18 protein-coding genes are annotated in these 20,839 nt (G+C 66.4%); 15 read left to right on the forward strand and 3 right to left on the reverse strand.

Annotated features, from left to right (window positions below):
• Positions 1-17 precede the first annotated feature (17 nt).
• The 4 genes from YQ44_RS06825 to YQ44_RS06840 all read left to right on the forward strand — a co-directional run bounded on the left by YQ44_RS06825 (position 18) and on the right by YQ44_RS06840 (position 6,700).
• Entirely contained in the window at positions 18-857 is an 840-nt protein-coding gene (locus tag YQ44_RS06825) for a M15 family metallopeptidase (protein WP_071322735.1), read from the forward strand.
• A gap of 216 nt (positions 858-1,073) precedes the next feature.
• Entirely contained in the window at positions 1,074-4,931 is a 3,858-nt protein-coding gene (gene tssM, locus YQ44_RS06830; protein WP_071322736.1) for a type VI secretion system membrane subunit TssM, read from the forward strand.
• Positions 4,928-5,908 (forward strand): type VI secretion system-associated protein TagF, encoded by a 981-nt coding sequence (gene tagF / locus YQ44_RS06835; protein WP_071322737.1) that lies wholly within the window; start codon positions 4,928-4,930, stop codon positions 5,906-5,908. The genes tssM and tagF overlap by 4 nt, the downstream gene beginning before the upstream one ends.
• A 9-nt stretch (positions 5,909-5,917) precedes the next feature.
• The gene (locus YQ44_RS06840) at positions 5,918-6,700 is read left to right on the forward strand and encodes an OmpA family protein (RefSeq protein ID WP_071322738.1); all 783 of its coding nucleotides are present in this window, start codon (positions 5,918-5,920) and stop codon (positions 6,698-6,700) included.
• A gap of 154 nt (positions 6,701-6,854) precedes the next feature.
• Here the strand turns inward: YQ44_RS06840 and icmH are convergent, their stop codons facing one another.
• Genes icmH through tssJ form a run of 3 tightly spaced genes read right to left on the reverse strand, consistent with a single transcriptional unit; the run spans position 6,855 to position 8,530 of the window.
• A complete protein-coding gene (gene icmH / locus YQ44_RS06845) occupies positions 6,855-7,640 on the reverse strand; it encodes a type IVB secretion system protein IcmH/DotU (protein ID WP_071322739.1) in 786 nt (261 codons plus the stop codon).
• Positions 7,637-7,876 carry a type VI secretion system baseplate subunit TssK gene (gene tssK, locus YQ44_RS29705; RefSeq protein ID WP_335589262.1) on the reverse strand — a complete coding sequence of 80 codons (240 nt, stop codon included), beginning with the start codon at positions 7,874-7,876 and terminating at the stop codon, positions 7,637-7,639. Before tssK ends, icmH begins: the two co-directional genes overlap by 4 nt.
• 45 nt (positions 7,877-7,921) lie before the next feature.
• Complete coding sequence (gene tssJ, locus YQ44_RS06855) at positions 7,922-8,530, reverse strand: type VI secretion system lipoprotein TssJ (protein WP_071322741.1); 609 nt, start codon at positions 8,528-8,530, stop codon at positions 7,922-7,924.
• A 280-nt stretch (positions 8,531-8,810) separates the two neighbouring features.
• Here tssJ and YQ44_RS06860 point away from each other — a divergent pair, with 280 nt between their 5' ends.
• The 11 genes from YQ44_RS06860 (at position 8,811) to YQ44_RS06910 (ending at position 20,724) form a co-directional block, all read left to right on the forward strand.
• The gene (locus YQ44_RS06860; protein ID WP_071322742.1) at positions 8,811-9,407 is read left to right on the forward strand and encodes a hypothetical protein; all 597 of its coding nucleotides are present in this window, start codon (positions 8,811-8,813) and stop codon (positions 9,405-9,407) included.
• Between the two features lie 70 nt (positions 9,408-9,477).
• Complete coding sequence (tssB, locus tag YQ44_RS06865; RefSeq protein ID WP_071322743.1) at positions 9,478-9,987, forward strand: type VI secretion system contractile sheath small subunit; 510 nt, start codon at positions 9,478-9,480, stop codon at positions 9,985-9,987.
• 1 nt (position 9,988) lies between these two features.
• Entirely contained in the window at positions 9,989-11,476 is a 1,488-nt protein-coding gene (tssC, locus tag YQ44_RS06870; protein ID WP_071322744.1) for a type VI secretion system contractile sheath large subunit, read from the forward strand.
• A gap of 34 nt (positions 11,477-11,510) precedes the next feature.
• Positions 11,511-12,002 (forward strand): Hcp family type VI secretion system effector, encoded by a 492-nt coding sequence (locus YQ44_RS06875; RefSeq protein WP_071322745.1) that lies wholly within the window; start codon positions 11,511-11,513, stop codon positions 12,000-12,002.
• Positions 12,003-12,068: 66 nt separating this feature from the next.
• The gene (tssE, locus tag YQ44_RS06880) at positions 12,069-12,527 is read left to right on the forward strand and encodes a type VI secretion system baseplate subunit TssE (RefSeq protein WP_071322746.1); all 459 of its coding nucleotides are present in this window, start codon (positions 12,069-12,071) and stop codon (positions 12,525-12,527) included.
• On the forward strand, positions 12,524-15,166 hold the full coding sequence (gene tssH / locus YQ44_RS06885) for a type VI secretion system ATPase TssH (RefSeq protein ID WP_071322747.1): 2,643 nt from the start codon (positions 12,524-12,526) through the stop codon (positions 15,164-15,166). Before tssE ends, tssH begins: the two co-directional genes overlap by 4 nt.
• Before the next feature lie 26 nt (positions 15,167-15,192).
• A complete protein-coding gene (gene tssA, locus YQ44_RS06890) occupies positions 15,193-16,227 on the forward strand; it encodes a type VI secretion system protein TssA (RefSeq protein WP_071322748.1) in 1,035 nt (344 codons plus the stop codon).
• Between the two features lie 33 nt (positions 16,228-16,260).
• Positions 16,261-17,079, forward strand: coding sequence for a substrate-binding periplasmic protein (locus YQ44_RS06895; protein WP_083411683.1), 819 nt, complete (start codon positions 16,261-16,263; stop codon positions 17,077-17,079).
• Positions 17,080-17,100: 21 nt separating this feature from the next.
• Positions 17,101-17,613 (forward strand): lipocalin family protein, encoded by a 513-nt coding sequence (locus YQ44_RS06900; RefSeq protein ID WP_071326309.1) that lies wholly within the window; start codon positions 17,101-17,103, stop codon positions 17,611-17,613.
• A 259-nt stretch (positions 17,614-17,872) separates the two neighbouring features.
• Complete coding sequence (locus YQ44_RS06905) at positions 17,873-19,660, forward strand: methyl-accepting chemotaxis protein (RefSeq protein WP_071322750.1); 1,788 nt, start codon at positions 17,873-17,875, stop codon at positions 19,658-19,660.
• Positions 19,661-20,136: 476 nt separating this feature from the next.
• On the forward strand, positions 20,137-20,724 hold the full coding sequence (locus tag YQ44_RS06910; protein ID WP_071326310.1) for a tRNA-uridine aminocarboxypropyltransferase: 588 nt from the start codon (positions 20,137-20,139) through the stop codon (positions 20,722-20,724).
• Positions 20,725-20,839 lie beyond the last annotated feature (115 nt).

Raw genomic sequence — 20,839 nt, forward strand, 5'->3', positions numbered from 1 at the left:
CTGTCACGGAGCGCCCCATGTTCGTCGCCCTGGTCCTGATGTATTTCCTGCTGGCTTGCTTCGCCTGCTGGCTGCTGCTGTTTCCCGGCGGCCGCGCTATCGTGCTGCACGCCGTGGTCAACCTGGGCTGGCGCGTGCAGCGACGCGCGCAACGCCTGAACCGTGGTGGCGGGGCGCAATGGCAGCGCCTGCAGCGGCACACGGGGTCCGGGCTGGCCGGTGGCTGGCAGCTGCTGTCGCGCCACCGCTGGCTGTCGCTGGCGGGCGGCCTGCTGATCGTCGCGCCGCCGCTGCTGGCCTGGCTGTCCAGCGAGCGCATCGTCCTGCGCGGCTATGCGGACAGGCAACACGCCATCAACGACCAGGTCAGCGACTTGCTCAGGGGCGAGCAGCTGGTGCCGCCGCCCACCTTGCCGCCGCTGCTGTTTTCCACGGCGGAGGTGACGCAGCTGCGTCCGCTGCTCGGCGGCGCCAGCCGCAACTGGCAGCTGCTCGACCACGACTATGCGCAGCGCCTGCTGCTGGTCTTCAAGATCATGAAGGACGTGCATGGCTACGATATGGTCTTGCTGGAAGGCTACCGCAGCCCGGCGCGCCAGGACCAGCTGGCGGCGGCCGGCCCGCACGTGACGAATGCCCGTGCGTTTCAAAGCTATCACCAGTACGGCCTGGCTGCCGATTGCGCGTTCATGCATGAAGGAAAGCTCATCATTTCTGAAAAAAATGCCTGGGCCATGCGCGGCTATCGCCTGTATGGCGTGACGGCCGAATCGGTGGGCCTGCGCTGGGGCGGGCGCTGGACCATGATGGATTTCGGTCATACGGAATTACCGCAGCCCCGCGTGCTGGGCAAGTAGGCGGCGCAGCCATTCTAGCGCCGCGCGCAGGCCGAGATTTCACAGGCGTAAGCATGCTTGCGCAGCATCAAGGGCGCCGCGCCATGCACCGCTGGCGGCCTGCCGATACTTGTCCTTTATCAACAAAGTCCGGCACCATTGCTGTCAGCATGGTTCGGGTCCGCCTGGTTTCGCGGCGGCGCCATTTCCGCTGTGCGACCTCACCCTGGGCTCACCATGCCGCGACGCATCTGGTATTTCCTCACCGACAGCCGCAATCTGACCATCCTCGGTTTCGTGGCGCTGGCCGCCTTCCTGTACCTGGGCGCCGAGGTACTGGAAGTGGCGCTGGTCTGGGCCCTGGCCTTGCTGTTGCTGACGGCGCTGGCCTGGCTGGGCGCCTGGCTGTGGCGCCGCCGGCGCGCGCGGCGCGATGCGCAGGCGCTGGGCCAGGCCATCCTCAACCAGGCCGAGATCGCCGCCGCCGAGGCTGCTACGGCGACCAGTCCGCAAAATGGCGAACTCGACGCCGTGCGCACGGGCATGCTGGCCGCCATCGACACCATCAAGAGTTCCAGGCTGGGGCTCAAGTCGGGCGCCGCCGCCCTGTATGAATTGCCGTGGTACATGATCATCGGCAATCCGGCCGCCGGCAAGAGCAGCGCCATCCTGCATTCGGGCCTGCAATTTCCTTTCGCCGACGGCAAGATCGTGCAAGGCGTGGGCGGCACCCGCAACTGCGACTGGTTTTTCACCACCGATGGCATCGTGCTCGACACGGCCGGCCGCTACTCTGTCGTCGACGAGCACCGCGGCGAGTGGTTCGGCTTTCTCGACCTGCTGAAAAAATACCGGCGCAAGGCGCCCGTCAACGGCATCCTCATCGCCGTCAGCATCGCCGAGCTGGGCGGCGATCCCGATGTCGGCATGCAGCTGGCGCGCAGCCTGCGCAAGCGCGTGCAGGACGTCATCGAGCGCCTGGAAGTATTCGCGCCCCTGTACATCGTGTTTACCAAGGCGGACCTGATCGCCGGCTTCGGCGAATTTTTCGCCGAAGCCGAACGCAGCGAGCGCGAGCGCGTCTGGGGCGCCACCATGCCCTACCGGCGCAAGTTGCCGACCTCGGAATTGCTGAGCTTTTTCGACCAGAGTTTCGATGAATTGCACGATGGCTTGACGGAACTGAGCCTGGCCAACATGGCGCACCGGCAGCGCAAGGCGATGGCGCCCGGGGTGTTTACTTTTCCGCTCGAGTTCGCCGCCATCAAGCCGGCCTTGCGCGCCTTCATCGCCACCCTGTTCGAGGAAAATCCCTTCCAGTTCCAGCCCGTGTTCCGCGGCTTTTATTTGACCAGCGCGCTGCAGGAGGGCGAACCCGTCAGCGCCTCGCGGCAGCGGGTGGCGCGCCGCTTCGACCTGGCCTTCACGCCGGCCCCGGCCGCGGCGCCATCGGGCGCGCGCCAGCATGGCTATTTCCTGCTCGACCTGTTCCGCAAGGTGATCTTTGCCGACAAGCACCTGGTGGCCAACTATGCGAGCCGCGCCAGGCTGCGTTTCAAGTATGCCGTGTTCTTCACGGCCACCGTCACCCTGGGTGCCTGCCTGGGGGGCTGGAGCTGGTCTTACCTGGGCAACCGGCAACTGGTGGTCAATGTCGAGGCCGATTTAAACAAAGTGCTGAAGCTGCAGGAGCAGCGGCTGGACCTGCAATCGCGCCTCGAGGCGCTCGACATCTTGCAGGACCGCATCGAGCAGCTGGAAGCATACCGCACGCAGCGGCCGTGGTCCCTGCGCATGGGCCTGTACCAGGGCGAGCTGCTCGAGCGCAAGCTGCGCGAAGAGTATTTCGCCGGCGCGCGCCACGTCATGCTGGCGCCGGTGACGGCCGGCCTGGAAGCCTTGCTGGCGGAGATGAACGCCAGCGCCGACCAGCTGCAGCCGGCCGCGCGCACGCCGCAAACGCCGGCCGCCATGCCGCCGGCCGCAACGGCTGCCGCGCCGCGCGGCGTCCAGTACCAGGCGGCCAGCGCGACGAACGTGGAAGACGCCTATAACGCGCTGAAAACCTATCTGATGCTGGCCGATAAGACGCATGCGGAAAGCAGTCACCTGAACGACCAGATGACGCGCTTCTGGCGCGGCTGGCTGGAAGGCAACCGGGGCGCCATGCCGCGCGAGCAGATGATACGCAGCGCCGAGCGGCTGCTGACGTTTTACCTGGCGCAGATCGGCGACCCGTCGTGGCCGCGCATCGAGCAAAAGCTGGCGCTGGTTGACCAGGCGCGCGAGAACCTGCGCCGCGTCGTGCGCGGCATGCCGGCGCGCGAGCGCGTGTATGCCGACATTCGCGCACGCGCCGCGACGCGCTTTCCCGGCATGACGGTGGCGCGCATCGTCGGCGAGCAGGACCAGGCGCTGCTGGCTGGCAGCCATGCGGTGTCGGGCGCCTACACGCGCCAGGCGTGGGAAAAGTTCGTCGAGGGCGCGTTCCGCGACGCCGCCAACCGTGAGCTGCAAAGCGCGGACTGGGTGCTGAAGAGCGCCTCCACCGACGACCTGACGCTGGAAGGCAGTCCGGAACAGATCGAGAAAAACCTCGTGGCGCTGTACAAGGCCGACTACGCGCGCGAGTGGCAAAAGTTCGTGCAGGGCGTGGCCGTCGCCGACCTGAAAGGCTTCGATGGCGCCGTGCAGGCCATGAACCGCCTGGGCGACCCGCAGGCGTCGCCGATCGCCAGGCTGCTGACGACCATTTACGATGAAACCTCGTGGGACAATCCGACCCTGCAGAATGCGCAGCTGCGCACGGCCGAGCGGGGCATCATCGCCTGGTTCAAGGAGACCGTGCTGCGCCGCGCGCCATCGCAGCTGACGTCGAACCCTGGCCTGAACGCGCAGGCTGACCCGGCCCGCCTGGACAAGCCGATGGGGCCCGTGGGGCGCGAATTTGCCGGCGTCGCCAAGCTTGTGGCGGCCAGGGACAGCAATGCCTCGCTGATGCGCGCCTACCTGGAGGCGCTGTCGAAACTGCGCAGCCGCTTGAACCTGCTGAAGAACCAGGGCGACGCCGGGCCGGGCGCGCGCCAGTTCATGCAGCAGACGCTCGAGGGCGGCGGCTCCGAGCTGGCCGACGCGCTGAAACTGGTCGACGAGCAGATGCTCACGGGGATGAGCGATGCGCAAAAGCAGGCCATCCGCCCCATCCTCGTGCACCCGCTGATGCAGACCTTCGCCGTCATCGTGGCGCCGGCCGAACTGGACCTCAACAAGACCTGGGTGGCGCAGGTGTATGAACCGTTCCAGAAGTCGCTGGCCCACAAGTATCCATTCGCGCCCGCCGCGCGCATCGAGGCGAGCAGCCTGGAGATCGGCCAGTTCTTCGGCCCGGAAGGGCTGGTGGCGAAATTCGTCACGACTTCCATGGGGCCGCTGGTGGTGCGGCGCGGCGACGTGCTGGCGCCGCGCACCTGGGCCGACATGGGCATCAGCCTGTCGCCGCAGGTGGTGGCGCGCTTCCCCGGCTGGATCGCGCCGCTGGGCGCGGGCGGCGTGGCGGCCACGTCGACGGCGGCGCAGACCGTGTTCCAGATCCAGCCGTCGCCGGCGCCGGGCACGCTGGAATACACGCTGGAGATCGACGGCCAGCAGCTGCGCTACCGCAATACGCCGGCGCAGTGGACCAACATGGTGCATCCCGGCCCGCAGGGCGCGGCGGGCACGCAGGGAGCGCGCATCACGGCCGTCACCTTCGACGGGCGCACGGTGGAACTGTTCAACGAGCCGGGCCAGTTCGGCCTGAAGCGCATGATCGACGCGGCAGCCAAGAAGCGCAAGGACGGCGGCGTGTTCGAGCTGCGCTGGACGCGCGGCGACGTCGCCGTGGCGCTCGACCTGAAAATCACCAGCAGCGCCGAGACGACAGGGGCGGGCGCGAACAGCGGGCCGCAGGAGCAGGGCTTTCGCGGCATGCAGCTGCCCGAGACCATCGTCGGGGCTGCGGCCCCTCCGGTAGTCCTTCCTGTGGCCCCGCCTGTGGCGGCGCAGGCCATCGCCGCGGCCGACGTGCCCGCGGTGGCAAGCGGGGTGGCGCCATGAGGCGCGGGCCGCAGCAGGTGCGCCTCGGCTACTTTGGCAAGATCCCCGCGCGCGGCGACTTTATCAAGGCCTGCGACAACCACGCGCTGGTGCAGCTGCTCGACGACTGGCTGGCGCAGGTGATGAACGCGCTGACGGCCGCGCCGCGCTGGAAGCTCAATTACGACGCCTTGCCGCCGCTGCGCTTTGCCTTTGTCGGCACGCGCAGCCGGCGCGCCATCGCCGGGCGCCTGGAAGCGAGCAGCGACCAGTCGCAGCGGCGCTTTCCCTTCATGGCCATGGGCGCGCTGGAGGTCGACGACGCCGACGCCTTCGTCGCCTGCAGTCCGCTGGTGCTGGCGCCGTTGTGGCAGCGCGTCGAGCAGCTGTCGCAGGGCATCGTGGCCAGCGCCGAACCGGCATCGGCGCTGCTGGCGCTGGCCGGCGATGTGGTGGATGTCGAGACGGCCGCCGCCGGTCATGCGGCGCAATTGTCGGCCTTCCTGCAGGCGCAGACCCTGCACGGGCTGCAAGCCATGCTGGCCTCGCCCGCGTTTCCCGTGACGGTGCGCGAACTGCTGCTGGGCCTGGGCCTGCTGCTGCAGCCGGTACGACACAGCAGCGGGCCGCGCCTGGAAAAAAGCCTGGTGCTGCCGCTGCCGCAGGCGGTGCGTGAGCGCGAACTGGTGGCCAGCTTCTGGCTGCACCTGGTCGCCCCCTTCCTGCGCCACGGCGACTTCGAACTGGCGCTGTTCTTCGCCCATCTCGACGAGGTGCCCGTGCTGGTGATCGGTTTTGGCGGCGCCGACCCGCATGGCTTGCATGCACTGATCGACCCGCAGGCGGCCAGCGAGCGGCTGGTGGTGTTCGACCAGCTGGACTGGGTCGAGGAGCAGCTGGAGCAGGACCCGGCGCTGCGCCAGCTATCCGCCTGCCTGCAGCAGGAGCAGCTGTCGCTGCGCTCGGCCTGCGCCCTGTTTGCCGGCACCTTTGCCTGAAGGATTGCGATGAAACCAACGCTGCTCTTCCTCGTGCTGCTGGCCGCCGCCGCTCCCTGCCGCGCCCAGGTACAGGCGCAGGCTCCTGTCACGCCCATGCCGGGGCAGGTCCTGGTGACGGGCACCCTCGCCGACGAAGCGGCCAAGGCGGCCGTGCTGGGCCGTTTGCGCGAGCTGTATGGCGCCGGGCGGGTGGTTGACCAGATCGCCGTCGGCAACGTGGCCGTGCCGGCCAACTGGAACGCCCATGTGCACAAGCTGATCGCGCCGCATCTGAAGCTGATTTCGCGCGGGCAGATCAGCATCGACGGCAACAACGTCAGCGTGCGCGGCGAAGTGGCGAACGAGGCGCAGCGCCAGCAGATCGCCAGCGACATCGCCACCAGCCTCAATCCCACGTATGTCGTCAACAATGGCTTGCGCGTCAGCGCGGCCGAGCAGGGCATGCTCGACGCCACGCTCGACAAGCGCATCGTCGAATTCGACAGCGGCCAGGCCTCCATCACGCCGGCGGGCCTGGCCATCCTCGACGAAATGGCGGCCGTCATGCGCAAGCTCAGGGAGCGCAAGGTGGAAGTGATCGGGCACACGGACAACACGGGCCTGCGCGCCAGCAACGTGGCCCTGAGCCAGGCGCGCGCCGACGCCGTGCGCAGCTACCTGGCGACCAAGGGCATCGCGCCGGATGCGGTGCTGGCCTCGGGCCAGGGACCGGACCGTCCCGTGGCTGCCAACACGACGGCCGACGGCCGCGCGCGCAACCGGCGTATCGAATTCAGGATTGCGCAATAGCTTGGGTTGACACCTCGCAAAACCGTCGCGAGCGGATGAGAGGCCAGGCGTCCCCGTTTGCCCGAGAAGCGCAGATGTGCGAATGCACGGGGACGCCCAGTCATTGAGCATCGCAGGCCGCACATCGCGACGCGCAGCAGGTTTTGTGACGTCTTCAGGGCAGGGTGATGGTCAGGTGTGCAGGCCGTGGCGCCAGTTTCACCAGGTCCGCATACGCGGCCAGCGTCGCTTGCGTGCCATGCGTCAGATGCGTCTTCAGGCCCAGGTAGGCGCAGATGGCCAGCAGGGCGAAAACGCTCGTCAAGGCCCACAGCGGCACGTCGCTGCGGTGCTTGTGGACCACCTGGTCGGGACGCTCGGCGCGCGGCGCGAAGCCGCGGCTCTTGCCCTTGATGTGGGCGATCTCGTCGCCCAGGCGCCCCGTCAGGTAGCTGAGTTTTTCGCCGCCGTCGAGCGCGTACTTGCCCTGGAAGCCCAGCAACAGGCACATGTGGAACACCTGCAGCGCCTGCACGCGCATGGCGCCCTTGCCGCGCAGCGCGTCGAGGCGGTCGAAGAAGTGCTCGCCGGCCAGCTGGTCGCCAAAGATCAGCAGCTGCAGCGGGCGCCGCTCCCACTGCTTGCGCAGGACGAATGGCGAAGCGAGGATGATTTCATCGACAGCCGCGCAGAACGCATACTTGGCCGCCTCGATGTCGTCGCCATCGGCGCGCAGCCTTTTCGCTTCGCGTTCGAAGTCGTCGAGGAAGGCCGTGATGCGGTCCATGAAGCTTTGCTCGTCGCCGGGCAGCGAGCCATGCTTGAGCAGGAACAGCATGTAGAAACCTTCGTGCATCAGGTCCAGCAGGGCGCTGCCCGCATGGCGGCCGGCACCGGCAGGGGCGGGGCCGCGTGCTCCCAGCAACGATGGTGCCGCGCGTCGTTCGATGAGCTGGCTCATGCCGTCACCGCGATCAGCTCGAGCTGCAGCTCGCGCATGCCGGCCGGCACAGACACGGAAATCGACTGCGCCTTGAACATCTGTTCATGCAGCACGCCGCGGCTGCCCAGCGCACAATAACAGGTGTCGGGCCGCACGGGGATGCCCGACAGCGCCTGCAGGCGCAGGGTGCCCGTCTTCAGCGCCGCCAGATCCCATTCCATCTGCGCCACGCCCCACAAGACTTTCGCTGTCATGCCCATGTCGTCCTCCTTCTCGGTATGCCCTAGTGGTGGAATGCCTTACTGGCAGCGCAGCGCGGACAGCGACGCCATGGCGCCGTCCGCGCCGCCGTCCACGCTCAGGGCGCAGGCATGCAGGCCGACGGTGATGCCGCCGCGCTCCGCATCGGCGGCGGCAAAGGTGGCGCGCCAGCGCTGCGCGGCCGGCGCGCGGAACAGCGCCACGATGCCGATGAAATACGCTTCCTTGCTGACTTTTTCCTGTACTTCGTAGCGCTGGCCGGGCACCAGCAGCACTTCCTTCACGTCCATCAGGTCGGCGCCCAGCGCGGCCTTTTCACGCTGGGCGTCGAGGAAGCTGTCATACGGCGCCTGCTCGAACGTGGCGTTCTGGCGCAGCTTGTAGATGCGCGCCACCAGCGCCAGCGGCCGGCCTTGCGCATCCGTGTTCAGGCGCTGCGCCGCGTGCAGGCGGATGCTGACATTGCGCGGCGGCTTTTGCGCGTCGGGCAGTTCCGGTGCCGGCCTGGCCATGCCCGTCATCTGCAGCGCCGCGTTGGCCAGCGTGCCGATGGCGCCGCCCGCGCAGCCGGCCAGCGGCAGCAGAACAATGACTGGCCACAGTGCCAGGCGCCACGATGGCAGGCGTAATGGATGAGGAGATCGCATGGGCCGGCCTTCGCAGAATATGACGTGTGGAAAGAAGGTGTTGCCGCCATTTAATCGCATGCGCCAGCGACCCGCTTGCGTTGGCGCAAAGTCCGTCCGCGATCGACGCAGATGCTGCGTCAGATCAGCATAGATGCAGCTGCCGGCAAGCGCTGCGCGGAACTTCTTCTTTGCTGATTAATCTCAATTTGGCAAAAATTCTGGCGATCAATAATGGCCTCCACCAAGGCGCCGCCCATCGTTCCCAGCGGTAGCGTCCTCCACGTGAAGGAGTGCCCAGATGAAGCCAGCCACCACGATGTGCCGAATTGCCTGCCTCGCCAGCGCCCTGCTGCTGGCCGCCTGCGCCACGCCGGAGCAGCCGGCGCCCAAACAGACCGTGGCGCCGACCCTGGCGCAAGTCATGGGCGACGCCGATGCGGCCGCGCGTGCGGGCCAGTATGAGCGGGCCATGACCTTGCTCAGAAAAGGCGGCGTCAGCTTCCCGGCCGACAAGGCGCCGTGGCTGCAAATGGCGCAGATGACATTCGACCGCGGCCAGTACGGCAACGCCATCGGCCATGCGCTCGAGGCGCTCGAGCGCGACCCGGAGGACAAGGTCGCCAACAGCATCGTTGCCGTCAGCGGCTTGCGCCTGTCGGGCAAGGCCCTGGCCGACCTGTCGCGGCAAAACAACCTGAATGGCTCGCTGCGTTCGGAAGCGCAGGACCTGGCCAAGCTGCTGCGCGTGAGCATCGGCGAGGAAGTGCTGGTGCCGCCGGCCAGGCGTCCCGCGGCGGGCAAGCGCGGCGCGGGCGGCTCCGGCGCGCCGGCAGCGGCGAAAAACACGGCGCCGCAGGGCGGCAGCACGGCCGACCCGTTCAGCGGCCTGAAATAAGCGCTTCCCGCACTTCCCGCCTGCCCGGCGCGCATCCGGCGCCGTCCCTACACTTTGCAAAGGAAATGACATGGCCAAGTCCGACAGTGTGCAGAAGCGCCTGCAGGAAGTGCGCGCGCCGCGCGTGCAGATGACCTATGACGTCGAGATCGGCGACGCGATCGAGAACAAGGAACTGCCTTTCGTGGTGGGCGTGCTGGGCGACTTCGGCGGCAATGCCGAGAGTGAAAAGAAGCGCCTGAAGGACCGCAAGTTCGTCGCCATCGACATGGATAACTTCGACGAGGTGCTGGGCAGCGTGGCGCCGGCGGCGCGCTTCGACGTGGAAAACCGCCTCAGCGAGGAAAGCGGCACCTTCCCCGTCGAATTGCACTTCCGCTCGATGGCCGACTTTCGCCCGGAATCGGTGGTGCGCCAGGTCGAACCCTTGCGCAAGCTGCTCGAGGCGCGCACCAAGCTGGCCGACCTGCGCAACAAGCTGGCCGGCAACGACAAGCTGGAAGACTTGCTGACGGAGGTGTTGAACAATACCGACAGCCTGGCGGCCCTGGCGCCGCAACGCCGCGGCCAGGAGGATTGAGATGAGCGCACAGGCAGAAATGCAGGCGGGCGCCCCGGCGGCGTGCGCGGAAGCGGACTTGCTGGACCAGATCGTCGAGCAGAGCCGGGTCGCCAAGTCCGGCGCCGAGCATGCGCGCGCGCGCGACCTGATCTCGGAACTGGTGGCGCAGGTGCTCGATGGCACGGTGCTGGTGTCGCACAGTTTGTCGGCCACGCTGGACGCGCGCGTGGCCGAGATCGACCGCCTGGTTTCCGCGCAGCTCAGCGAAATCATGCACACGGCGCCGTTCCAGCAGCTCGAGCAAAGCTGGACCGGCCTGCACTACCTGGTCGGCAATTCCGACACGGGCGCGCGCCTGCAGATCCGCATGTTCAACGCCACCCGGCGCGAGCTGGTGAAGGATTTCCAGTCGGCGCTGGAATTCGACCAGAGCAGCATGTTCAAGAAGATCTACGAGGAGGAATTCGGCACCTTCGGCGGCGCGCCGTTTGCGGCGCTGCTGGGCGACTACGCCATTTCGCGCCAGCCGGAAGACATGTATTTCATCGAGCAGATGTCGCACATCGCGGCGGCCGCGCATGCGCCATTCATCGCTTCGGCCGCGCCGGAACTGTTTGGCCTGGAAACCTACGGCGACCTGGGCAAGCCGCGCGACCTGGCGAAAGTGTTCGACACCATCGAATACGCGAAATGGAAAGCCTTCCGTGCATCCGAGGATGCGCGCTATGTCGGCCTGACCTTGCCCCGGTTCCTCGGACGCCTGCCGTTCAACCCCGTCGACGGCACCACCGTCGAAGGCTTCAACTATATCGAGGAAGTCGACGGCAGCGACCACCAGAAATACCTGTGGTGTAACGCGGCGTATGCGTTCGGCAGCAAGCTGACGCGCGCCTTCGCCGACTTCGGCTGGTGCGCCGCCATCCGCGGCGTCGAGGGCGGCGGCCTGGTGGACGACCTGCCGACGCACACCTTCAGGACGGACGAAGGCGACGTCGCCCTGAAGTGCCCGGCCGAAGTGGCGATTACCGACCGCCGCGAAAAGGAATTGAGCGACCTCGGTTTCATCTCGCTCGTGCACTGCAAGAACACAGCGTACGCCGCCTTCTTCGGCGCGCAGTCGGCGCAGAAAAGCCGCAAGTACGGCAGCGACGCGGCCAATGCGAACGCCGTGCTGTCCTCGCAGCTGCAGTACATCTTCGCCGTCTCGCGCATCGCCCACTACATGAAGGCCATGATGCGTGACAAGATCGGCAGCTTCACGGCCGCGGCCAATGTGGAAGACTTTTTGAACCGCTGGCTGATGACGTATGTGCTGCTCGACGATAACGCCAGCCAGGAGCAGAAGGCCCAGTTCCCGCTGCGCGAGGCGTCCGTGAAGGTGCACGAAGTGCCGGGCCGCCCGGGCGTGTACCGCGCCGTGTCCTTTTTGCGGCCGCACTTCCAGCTCGATGAATTATCCGTTTCGCTCCGACTGGTCGCGGAGTTGCCGAAGTCGACCAATTCCTGATTCCAGGATCACCTTTCAACCAGAGGAGCACACCATGGCAATCGATGTATATCTGCAGATAGACGGCATCAAGGGCGAGTCCACCGACGACAAGCACAAGGAATGGATCGAGTGCAAATCGGTCAGCTGGAGCGTGGAGCAGCCGAAATCGGCCACCGCCTCGACAGGCGGCGGGCATACGGCCGAACGCTGCGAGCACAAGGACATCGTCATCTCGAAGCTGGCCGACCTGTCCTCGCCGGTGCTGCTGCAGACCTGCTCGGCCGGCAAGACCATCCCCAAGGCGCGCTTCGAATTCATGCGCGCCGACGGCCAGGGCGAGCGCGTCAAGTACTTCGAGATCGAGATCGAGAATGTGCTGATCGGCGCCGTCACGCCCAACGTGGAAGAGGGCGATATCCTGGGCGAGCACGTGGGCTTCAAGTTCTCGAAAGTGAAGTGGAAATACACGCAGCAAAAAGTGACGGGCGGCGCCGGCGGCAATACCTCGGGCGGCTGGGACCTGGCCGCGAACCGCGTGGCCTGATCCATCCGGCGCGGCGCGCGGCGGACGTGTGTCGCCGCGCGCCGCGCCGACTTTTCGGGAGCATGCATGGACAGTTATGCAGCGGGCCTGTTCGACCGCCTGATGGGCGATGGCGCGGCGGGGCGCCTGTCGCTCGAGCAGATCAAGGACGCGGTGGCGCGCGACCTGGAAGACTTGCTCAACACGCGCGTGGCCCTGCCGCCCGGCGCGCTCGACGCGTATCCGGAATGCGCGGCCTCCATCGTCAGTTATGGCCTGATCGACTTTGCCGGCATGTGCCTGTCGAGCAGCGAAGACCGCGCGCGCATCTGCGCCGCCCTGAAGGCGGCCATCGAGCGCCATGAGCCGCGCCTGCGCAACGTGCGCGCGCGCCTGGAACGCGAGGCGGGCGCCATCAATCGCGTCGGCTTCGTCATCAGCGCCACCCTGGCCGTGGCGTCCGGCGGCGAGATGGTCAATTTCGACGCCGTGCTGCAGCCGTCGTCGCTGCGCTATTCGATCCACCGCAAGGGAGCCGCCGCATGAGCAATCACCTGAAAACCCTGATCGCCAAGCTGAATGCCACGGCGCGCACGGCCGCCACGCGCGCCGCAAGTATCTGCGTGGATCTGGGCCAGTACGAGGTCGATATCGAGCACCTGTTCCTGGCCCTGCTGGAGCAGGAACGCAGCGATTTCGTCACCATCGCACGGCGCAGCGAGATCAGCCTGTCCGCGCTGGAGGCGGACCTGCGGCGCGAGATCGGCGGCTTCCGCACGGGCAGCGCGCGCACGCCCGTGTTCTCGCCCCATCTTCCGCTGCTGTTCGAACACGCCTGGCTGATCGCTTCGCTGGACACGGCGCAGCCGGGCCCCATCCGCAGCCGCCACCTGCTGCTGGCGCTGCTGACGGAACCGGAACTGGCGCAGCTTGCGTACCGCGGTTCGAAACTGTTCGCCCGCTTCAGCGTGGAACAGCTGAAGCACCATGCGGACAGACTCACGGCCGGCTCCGGCGAGGAGGAAGGCCCGGCGGCACATCCGCTGTCCGTGGCGCCCGCCGACCCCGTCGCCGTCCTGGCGGCGAAAACCCCGGCACTGGACCAGTACACCACCGACCTGACGCAGCTGGCGCGCGACGGCAAGCTCGATCCCGTGGTCGGCCGCGAAGCGGAGATACGCCAGGCGGTCGATATCCTGCTGCGCCGCCGGCAGAACAATCCCATCCTCACCGGCGAGGCGGGCGTGGGCAAGACGGCCGTGGTGGAAGGCCTGGCCCTGCGCATCGCCACGGGCGACGTGCCAGCTGTGCTGCAGGGGGCGCATATCCACGCGCTCGACATGGGGCTGCTGCAGGCCGGCGCCAGCGTGAAAGGCGAATTCGAGAGCCGTTTAAAAAATGTCATCGACGAGGTGGCGCAAAGCCCGCACCCGGTCATCCTTTTCATCGACGAAGCGCATACCATGATCGGCGCCGGCGGCCAGGCGGGGCAGAACGATGCAGCCAACTTGCTGAAGCCGGCGCTGGCGCGGGGCGCCCTGCGCACCATCGCCGCCACCACCTGGAGCGAGTACAAGAAATACTTCGAGAAGGATGCGGCCCTGGCGCGGCGCTTCCAGGTGGTGAAGGTGGAGGAGCCGGGCGAGGAGATCGCCTGCGCCATGCTGCGCGCCATGGCGCCGCTGATGGAGCGCCATTTCGGCATCCGCGTGCGCGATGCGGCCATCGTCGACGCCGTGCGCCTGTCGCACCGCTACATCAGCGGGCGCCAGCTGCCCGACAAGGCCATCAGCGTGCTCGATACGGCGTGCGCCAAGGTGGCGCTGGGCCAGAGCGCCACGCCGGCGCAGCTGGAAAACGCCGGCCGGCGGCAGGAGCGCATCGGCGTCGAGATCGCCGCGCTGGAGCGCGAGGCCGGTGATGGCGAAGTCGCCGGCAAGGCGGGTACCGCGCGGCTGGCGCAGCTGCGCCGCGAGCACGAGGATGGGCAGGCGGCGGTCAAGGCGCTGGCGCAGCGCTGGGAGCGCGAAAAGGCGCTGGTGGCGCAGATCGGCGACTTGCGCCTGCAACTGCGCGGCGAACGTCCGGGCGAGGACGGCGCCGCCACCCTGCTGGCATTGAAGGAGGAGCTGGCGGCGCTGCAGGGCGAAGCGCCGCTGGCGCCGCTGGAAGTCGACGCGCAGGTGGTGGCGGGCATCGTCGCCGGCTGGACCGGCATCCCGCTGGGCAAGATGGTCAAGGACGACATCCGCAGCGTGCTGGCGCTGGATGCGGCGCTGCGCGAACGGGTGCTGGGGCAGGAGCACGTCATCGACGCGGTGGCGCAGCGCGTGCGCACGGCGCGCGCCAACCTAGACGACCCGCACAAGCCGCAAGCCGTGTTTTTGTTCACCGGGCCGTCCGGCACGGGCAAGACGGAAACGGCGCTGGCGCTGGCCGACTTGCTGTACGGCGGCGAGCGCAAGCTCATTACCCTGAACATGAGCGAGTACCAGGAGGCGCACAGCGTGGCCGGCCTGAAAGGCTCGCCGCCCGGCTATGTCGGCTATGGCGAAGGCGGCGTGCTGACGGAAGCCGTGCGGCGCCAGCCCTACAGCGTGGTGCTGCTCGATGAGGCGGAAAAGGCCCACCCGGACGTGCTGGAACTGTTCTTCCAGGTGTTCGACAAGGGCGTGCTCGATGACGCGGAAGGGCGCGAAGTCGATTTCAGGAACACCATCATCATCGCCACCTCGAACCTGGGCTCGGGCGCCATGATGGCCGCTTGCCTGAACCGCGCGGACGACGCCTTGCCCACGCCGGCCGCGCTGGAAGCACTGGTGCGCCCGCAGCTGGTGGCGCATTTCAAGCCGGCGTTCCTGGGCCGGCTGAAGGTGCTGCCGTTCTATCCCTTGAGCGATGCCGTGCTGGCCGAGATCATCCACCTGAAGCTGGCGAGGATAGGCGCGCGCATCGCGCGCAACCACCAGGCGCAGTTCAGCCACGACGCGGCGCTGGTCGAAGCCGTGCTGGCGCGCTGCACCGAGGTCGATTCGGGCGCGCGCAATGTCGACCATATCCTCAACGGCAGCGTGCTGCCGGCGATTGCCGACGCGGTGCTGGCGCGCATGGCGGAAGGCGAACCGCTGGCCAGCATCCGCGTCAGCGCCAGCAAGCAGGGGCAGTTCAAATACACGATCAAGTAGTCCAGGCCTAGCTGACGGAGCGTGCCATGTTCAATCTCGACCAGTTGCTGCAACCCGTGAATGCCGTGCAGCCGTGCGGCGACGACCTCACGTTCAGCCAGGAGCTCGACGCCATCGCGCGGGCGCGCCAGCACGACGACCCGAGCCTGGACCAGGGCGAGTGGGTGGTGGCCCTGAAGGAGGCGGACTGGCCGTTCGTGGCGACGCGCTGCGAGCAGCTGATCGCCTCGCACAGCAAGGACTTGCGCGTGGCCGTGTGGCTGGCAGAGGCGCACGCCAAGACGCGCCATTTCCGCGGCCTGGGCGATGGCTATGCGCTGCTGGCCGGGCTGTGCGAACGCTATTGGGACGGCCTGTACCCGCTGGCAGAAGAAGGCGAGCATGAACAGCGCATCGGCAACCTGTTCTGGCTGTTGTCGCGCACGCCGCAGCTGGTGCGCGAAATGCCCCTCACTACCGGCGCCGACGGCCTGTTTTCCCTGCAGGATTTCGACGCGGCGCGCCAGCGCGCAGCCGCTGCGGCCGTGCCCGAGCAGGGCTGGGGCGACCTGCGCCAAGACGAGGGGCCGACCTTGGCACAGATGGAGGCGGCGCGGCAGAAAAACACGCGCGCCTTTGCTGATGCCTTGCTGGCCGATGCACAGTACTGCATGCAGTCGCTGCTGGCGCTCGAGCGCAGCGTCGATGCGCGCTTCGGCACGGACGGCCCGAGCTTTCGCGCCGCCCGCGAAGCGCTGGAAAACGCCATCCACTTCATCGCGCCGCTGGCGCCCGAGGCACACTTCTCCGGCGCGCCGTCGGCTACTGCGCCAGGCGCCGTCGCCGCCAGCGGCACCGGCGGCGACGTCATCGCGCAGCGCCAGCAGGCGCTGGCCCAGCTGCGCCAGGTGGCCGAGTTCTTTCGCCGTACGGAGCCGCACAGCCCCGTCGCCTACCTGGCCGACAAGGCGGCCAGCTGGGGCGAGCTGCCCCTGCACCTGTGGCTGCGCGCGGTCGTCAAGGACCAGGGCACGCTGGCGCAGCTCGACGACATGCTGGGCACGGGCAGCGCAAACGGATGATGGTCCCGGCGCCTTCCATGCTACCCTGCCGGCATGCCCAGACTGCCCTTCCGACGATACTTTTTAGCTGCCGCGTGCTGCCTGTGCGCCGCTGCCGGCCCCGTGGCGTGGGCCGCCGCGCCGCAGCCCGTGGTGCTGTATGGCGACGACGACTATCCGCCGTATTCGTATGTCGAAAACGGCCAGCTGAAAGGCATTTATACGGACATCGTGCGCGAAGCCGTGCAAGCCATGCCGCAGTACCGCGTGCAGCTGCGCCCCGTGCCCTGGAAGCGCGGCGTGCTGATGCTGCAGACGGGCGACGCGTTTGGCCTGTATCCGCCGTATTCGTGGCGCAGCGAGCGGCCGTATGTGCGCTATTCCGTACCCCTGCTGATGGAGCAGCTGGTGGTGTTCTGCAATCAGGACGTGGTGGCGAAACGTGCGCTGCGCCAGTGGCCCGCCGATTACGCCGGCCTGCACATCGGCGTCAACGCCGGTTTTCTGCTGGGCGACGCGGGGCTGACGGCGGCCTTGCGCTCGGGGCAAATCGTGCTCGACGCGGCCAAGGGCACGCGCACGAATTTGCTCAAGCTGATGCGCGGACGCATCGATTGCTATGTCAGCGACCGCCTCTCGGCGCAGTGGGAGTTGCAGCGCATCCGGCGCGCTGGCCAGGCCGGCACGCCGATGCAGGCGATCCATGAAACGGCGCAGCTGGCCGGCCAGCAAGGCCACCTGGGTTTTACGCAGCGCCAGCCGGGCGCCTATCCCTATCGCGATGACTTTATCGACCAGTTCAATGCCGCCATCGCGCGCATGCAGGACAGTGGGGCGATCCGCCGCATCGTCGAGCGCGCGCTGCAACCCTGATGCACCATGACGGAGAAAACCATGAAAAAATTGCTGTTCCTGAGCGTGCTCGTGCTGGCCGGCTGCGTGGGCCGGCCCGAGAATGTTGTGCCGGTTAGCCACTTCGACACGAGCAAGTATCTGGGGAAATGGTATGAGATCGCACGCCTCGACCACTCGTTCGAGCGCGGACTCAGCCACGTGACGGCCGATTACAGCCTGCGCCAGGATGGCGGCCTGAAAGTGGTCAACCGTGGCTACAAGGATACGGACGCGGCGTGGAAGGAAGCGGAAGGCAAGGCCTATTTCGTCGACAGGAAGGACGTGGGCTACCTGAAAGTGTCGTTTTTTGGCCCCTTCTACGGTGCTTACGTGGTGTTCGACCTGGACCAGGACGGCTACACCTATTCCATGATCAGCGGTCCCGATAAATCGTACTTGTGGTTGCTCTCGCGCACGCCCACCATGGACCCCGCCTTGCAACGGCGCCTGATCGAGAAGGCTAGGGGCCTGGGTTTCGACACGCCAAAATTGATTTATGTAAAGCAAAACTGAGTATTCTTGCCTGCCGCTCATACGCGGCGGCATCCCGCCTTCTGGTTGTTGCTTTTCTGCATGTTATTTCTTGCAATGCCACCCTGATTCACTCACAATCAGCACCAAAGTAGTGCGTGTGCGGCGCCATGGCGCCGGGCAGAACTGCGTCCCCCAGTCCCATTCGCGATTGTCTGGCGGCAAATGCTTGCTATAGTGAGTTGTAGCGGTATCTGACCGGCGGCATCCGTGCATTGTTCTTTCAGATAGGAATCTCGTAATGAAAAACCTCAAGATTGGCGTGCGTCTCGGTGGTGGCTTTGCCGCCGTATTGCTGCTGCTGACTTCCTTGACCGTGGTGGGCATCGTGCAGATGCAAAGCGCCAGCAAGGAAACCGATCAGCTGGTCAACGTGAAGGTGCGCAACGAGCGCCTGATCGGTGAGTGGACCAAGGTCATCGAGGTCAATGCGGCGCGCACGGCCGCCGCCTGGAAGGTCAGCGACCCCGAGCACCAGAAACAGTTCGAGAAGGAAATGGCAGCTTCGTCCGCGCGCGCCACGGAAATTCAGAACGATATCGGCAAGAGCCAGCTGAGCGCCGAAGAGCAGGCGCTGTACCAGGAAGTGTTGAGTACGCGCAAGGCATACACGGAAGTGCGCAAGGACGTGTTCAAGGCCAAGAACGCAGGCGACCTGGAACTGGGCAAGCGCCTGTACGAAGGCGACATGGCCGTCAAGCGCGACATTTACCTGGCGTCGCTGAAGAAACTGGAAGTGCTGGAAGCCAAATTGCTCGACGAAACGGCCGCGCAGATCCGCTCGCGCTATGAAAACGGCCGCATGCTGCTGATCTCGCTTGGCGTGGCCGCCATCCTGCTGGGCATCGCCTGCGCCTACTGGATTACGCGTTCGATCACGCGTCCCATCACGCGCGCCGTGGAAGTGGCTGAAGCCGTCTCGGCCGGCGACCTGACCAGCCATATCGTGGTGGAAAGCCGCGATGAGACAGGGCAATTGATGCATGCGCTGAAGAACATGAATGACAAGCTGGTCGGCATCGTCGGCCAGGTGCGCGCCGGCACGGATTCCATCAGCACGGCGTCGAGCGAAATCGCCGCCGGCAACCTCGACCTGTCCTCGCGCACGGAAGAGCAGGCCAGCTCGCTGGAAGAGACGGCCTCATCCATGGAAGAGCTGACCTCGACCGTGAAACTCAATGCCGACAATGCGCGCAGCGCCAACCAGCTGGCCATCGACGCCTCGCAAATCGCCAGCAAGGGCGGCGTGGTGGTGTCGGAAGTGGTCAGCACCATGGGCTCGATCAATGATTCCTCGCGCAAGATCGTCGACATCATCAGCGTCATCGACGCCATCGCCTTCCAGACGAATATCCTGGCCCTGAACGCGGCCGTCGAAGCTGCCAGGGCCGGCGAGCAGGGCCGGGGCTTTGCCGTGGTGGCCAGCGAAGTGCGCAACCTGGCGCAGCGCTCGGCGGCGGCGGCCAAGGAAATCAAGGGCTTGATCGACGATTCCGTGCAAAAGGTCGAGGCTGGTTCGCAACTGGTGGACAAGGCGGGCCGCACGATGGATGAAATCGTGCAAAGCATCAGCCATGTGACGCAAATCATGAACCAGATCACGGACGCCAGCGACGAGCAGCGCGCCGGCATCGAGCAAGTCAACCAGGCTATCGGCCAGATGGACCAGGTGACGCAGCAGAACGCGGCGCTGGTGGAGCAGGCGGCCGCGGCGGCCGAATCCATGCAGGAGCAGGCCGCCAAGCTGGCCGACGTGGTGGGCCTGTTCAAGCTCGATGCTACGCAGCAATATGTGTCGGCGAGCGTGTCCCCGAACGTGTCCGCCCGTCCTGCCGCCAAGCCTGTTGCCCGTCCTGCCGTCAAGCCCGCCGCGCGACGGGCCGTGACCGGTGGCGCCGCGGGTTCCGCCGCCACTTTCGTCGCCCACTCCGCTGGCGGCCCGGCAAAGGTAGCAAGGCCGGACGCGGCGCGCACCAGCACCCCGCGCGCGCCGGTCGCTTCGGGCGCCGATGAGTGGGAAGAGTTTTAAGCGGTTTTAAGTGTTTAAGTGTTGTTTTAAGTGTTTAAGTGTTTTAACCGGTGCTAAGCCGTTGACTTGAATCGAGTTGGCGCGCGTCGCCTGCTGGTAGTTTCCAGCGGTTGCTAGCAGTTACTGGCAGTGCTTGTTGCCAGTGCTTGTTAGCAGTTGTTTGGTTAGCAGTTGTTTTAAGCTGTACCTCGCGCCAACATTTCCGCCGGCATGGCGTGGGCGCTACAATCGCGGCTTGAAGAACCCCGCGAACGCGCTCCGCCATGACCACCAGCAGCAACCATCCATCCTCCCAGACGCCGGCCGCCACGCAAGTGGGCGCCGCCAAACCAGCGGACGTCAGCAAACTGGCGTCTCCCCTGGCGCAAGCCGTGGCGCCATCCCCGACGCAAGCTGCCAGACCAGCTGACGTCACCAGACCAGTTGACGCCACCAGGCAAACCGACCCCGCCAAACGCGCACGCTGTCCGGTCTGCCTGCGCGCCGCAGCCAGCTGTATCTGCCGCTGGACTTCCCCCGTTGCCCACGTGGTGGAAGTGCTGATTCTCCAGCACCCGCTGGAGGTACACAATGCCAAGGGCAGCGCCCGCCTGCTGCACCTGAGCCTGCCCAACAGCCGCCTGCTGACCGGAGAGCAGTTCGCCCCCGGCACCCTCGCCACATTGCTCGCTGGCAAACAAAACGTATTACTGTATCCAGACACGCCCGGCGACCGTTCGCTGGGCATCGCACCGCCGCCCGCACTGGATCCGGCTACCTTGCTGGACCCGTTACAGCTGCGGCTGGTGGTACTCGATGGCACATGGCGCAAGAGCCGCAAGATGCTGTACCTGAATCCCCTGTTGCAACAAATGTCGCGCCTACCGTTGCGCGATACGCCAGCCTCCCACTACCTGATCCGCAAGGCGCACGCACCAGACCAGTTGTCGACCCTGGAAGCGACTTGCTATGCCCTGATGCAGTTGGAGCAGGACGCGCCGCGTTTTGTTCCTTTGATCACGGCATTTGACGGTTTTGTCGCGCAGCAGTTGAGTTATGTCATACCGCACGGTGAAAAAGCTTGAAAGAGCATCACGGCAGCCCTTGATCTTGCCCCGCGAGCGGCATAGTATACTGTACGTATATACAGTTGATGGGGCCGTTCATGAAAGCAATCATTCCACAGCATGATGACAGTTT

This window comes from Janthinobacterium sp. 1_2014MBL_MicDiv (assembly GCF_001865675.1).
In the GTDB taxonomy this organism is placed as follows: Bacteria; Pseudomonadota; Gammaproteobacteria; order Burkholderiales; family Burkholderiaceae_D; genus Janthinobacterium.

Bases quoted from the DNA above. Each gene is read 5' to 3' on its own strand.
- tssK (WP_335589262.1), bottom strand. From the start codon at position 7,876: ATGACAGCGAAAGTCTTGTGGGGCGTGGCGCAGATGGAATGGGATCTG.
- YQ44_RS06875 (WP_071322745.1), top strand. From the start codon at position 11,511: ATGGCAATCGATGTATATCTGCAGATAGACGGCATCAAGGGCGAGTCC.
- YQ44_RS06900 (WP_071326309.1), top strand. From the start codon at position 17,101: ATGAAAAAATTGCTGTTCCTGAGCGTGCTCGTGCTGGCCGGCTGCGTG.
- YQ44_RS06895 (WP_083411683.1), top strand. From the start codon at position 16,261: ATGCCCAGACTGCCCTTCCGACGATACTTTTTAGCTGCCGCGTGCTGC.
- YQ44_RS06825 (WP_071322735.1), top strand. From the start codon at position 18: ATGTTCGTCGCCCTGGTCCTGATGTATTTCCTGCTGGCTTGCTTCGCC.
- tssE (WP_071322746.1), top strand. From the start codon at position 12,069: ATGGACAGTTATGCAGCGGGCCTGTTCGACCGCCTGATGGGCGATGGC.
- tssM (WP_071322736.1), top strand. From the start codon at position 1,074: ATGCCGCGACGCATCTGGTATTTCCTCACCGACAGCCGCAATCTGACC.
- tssH (WP_071322747.1), top strand. From the start codon at position 12,524: ATGAGCAATCACCTGAAAACCCTGATCGCCAAGCTGAATGCCACGGCG.
- YQ44_RS06840 (WP_071322738.1), top strand. From the start codon at position 5,918: ATGAAACCAACGCTGCTCTTCCTCGTGCTGCTGGCCGCCGCCGCTCCC.
- YQ44_RS06860 (WP_071322742.1), top strand. From the start codon at position 8,811: ATGAAGCCAGCCACCACGATGTGCCGAATTGCCTGCCTCGCCAGCGCC.
- tssB (WP_071322743.1), top strand. From the start codon at position 9,478: ATGGCCAAGTCCGACAGTGTGCAGAAGCGCCTGCAGGAAGTGCGCGCG.
- YQ44_RS06905 (WP_071322750.1), top strand. From the start codon at position 17,873: ATGAAAAACCTCAAGATTGGCGTGCGTCTCGGTGGTGGCTTTGCCGCC.
- tssJ (WP_071322741.1), bottom strand. From the start codon at position 8,530: ATGCGATCTCCTCATCCATTACGCCTGCCATCGTGGCGCCTGGCACTG.
- tagF (WP_071322737.1), top strand. From the start codon at position 4,928: ATGAGGCGCGGGCCGCAGCAGGTGCGCCTCGGCTACTTTGGCAAGATC.
- tssC (WP_071322744.1), top strand. From the start codon at position 9,989: ATGAGCGCACAGGCAGAAATGCAGGCGGGCGCCCCGGCGGCGTGCGCG.
- tssA (WP_071322748.1), top strand. From the start codon at position 15,193: ATGTTCAATCTCGACCAGTTGCTGCAACCCGTGAATGCCGTGCAGCCG.
- icmH (WP_071322739.1), bottom strand. From the start codon at position 7,640: ATGAGCCAGCTCATCGAACGACGCGCGGCACCATCGTTGCTGGGAGCA.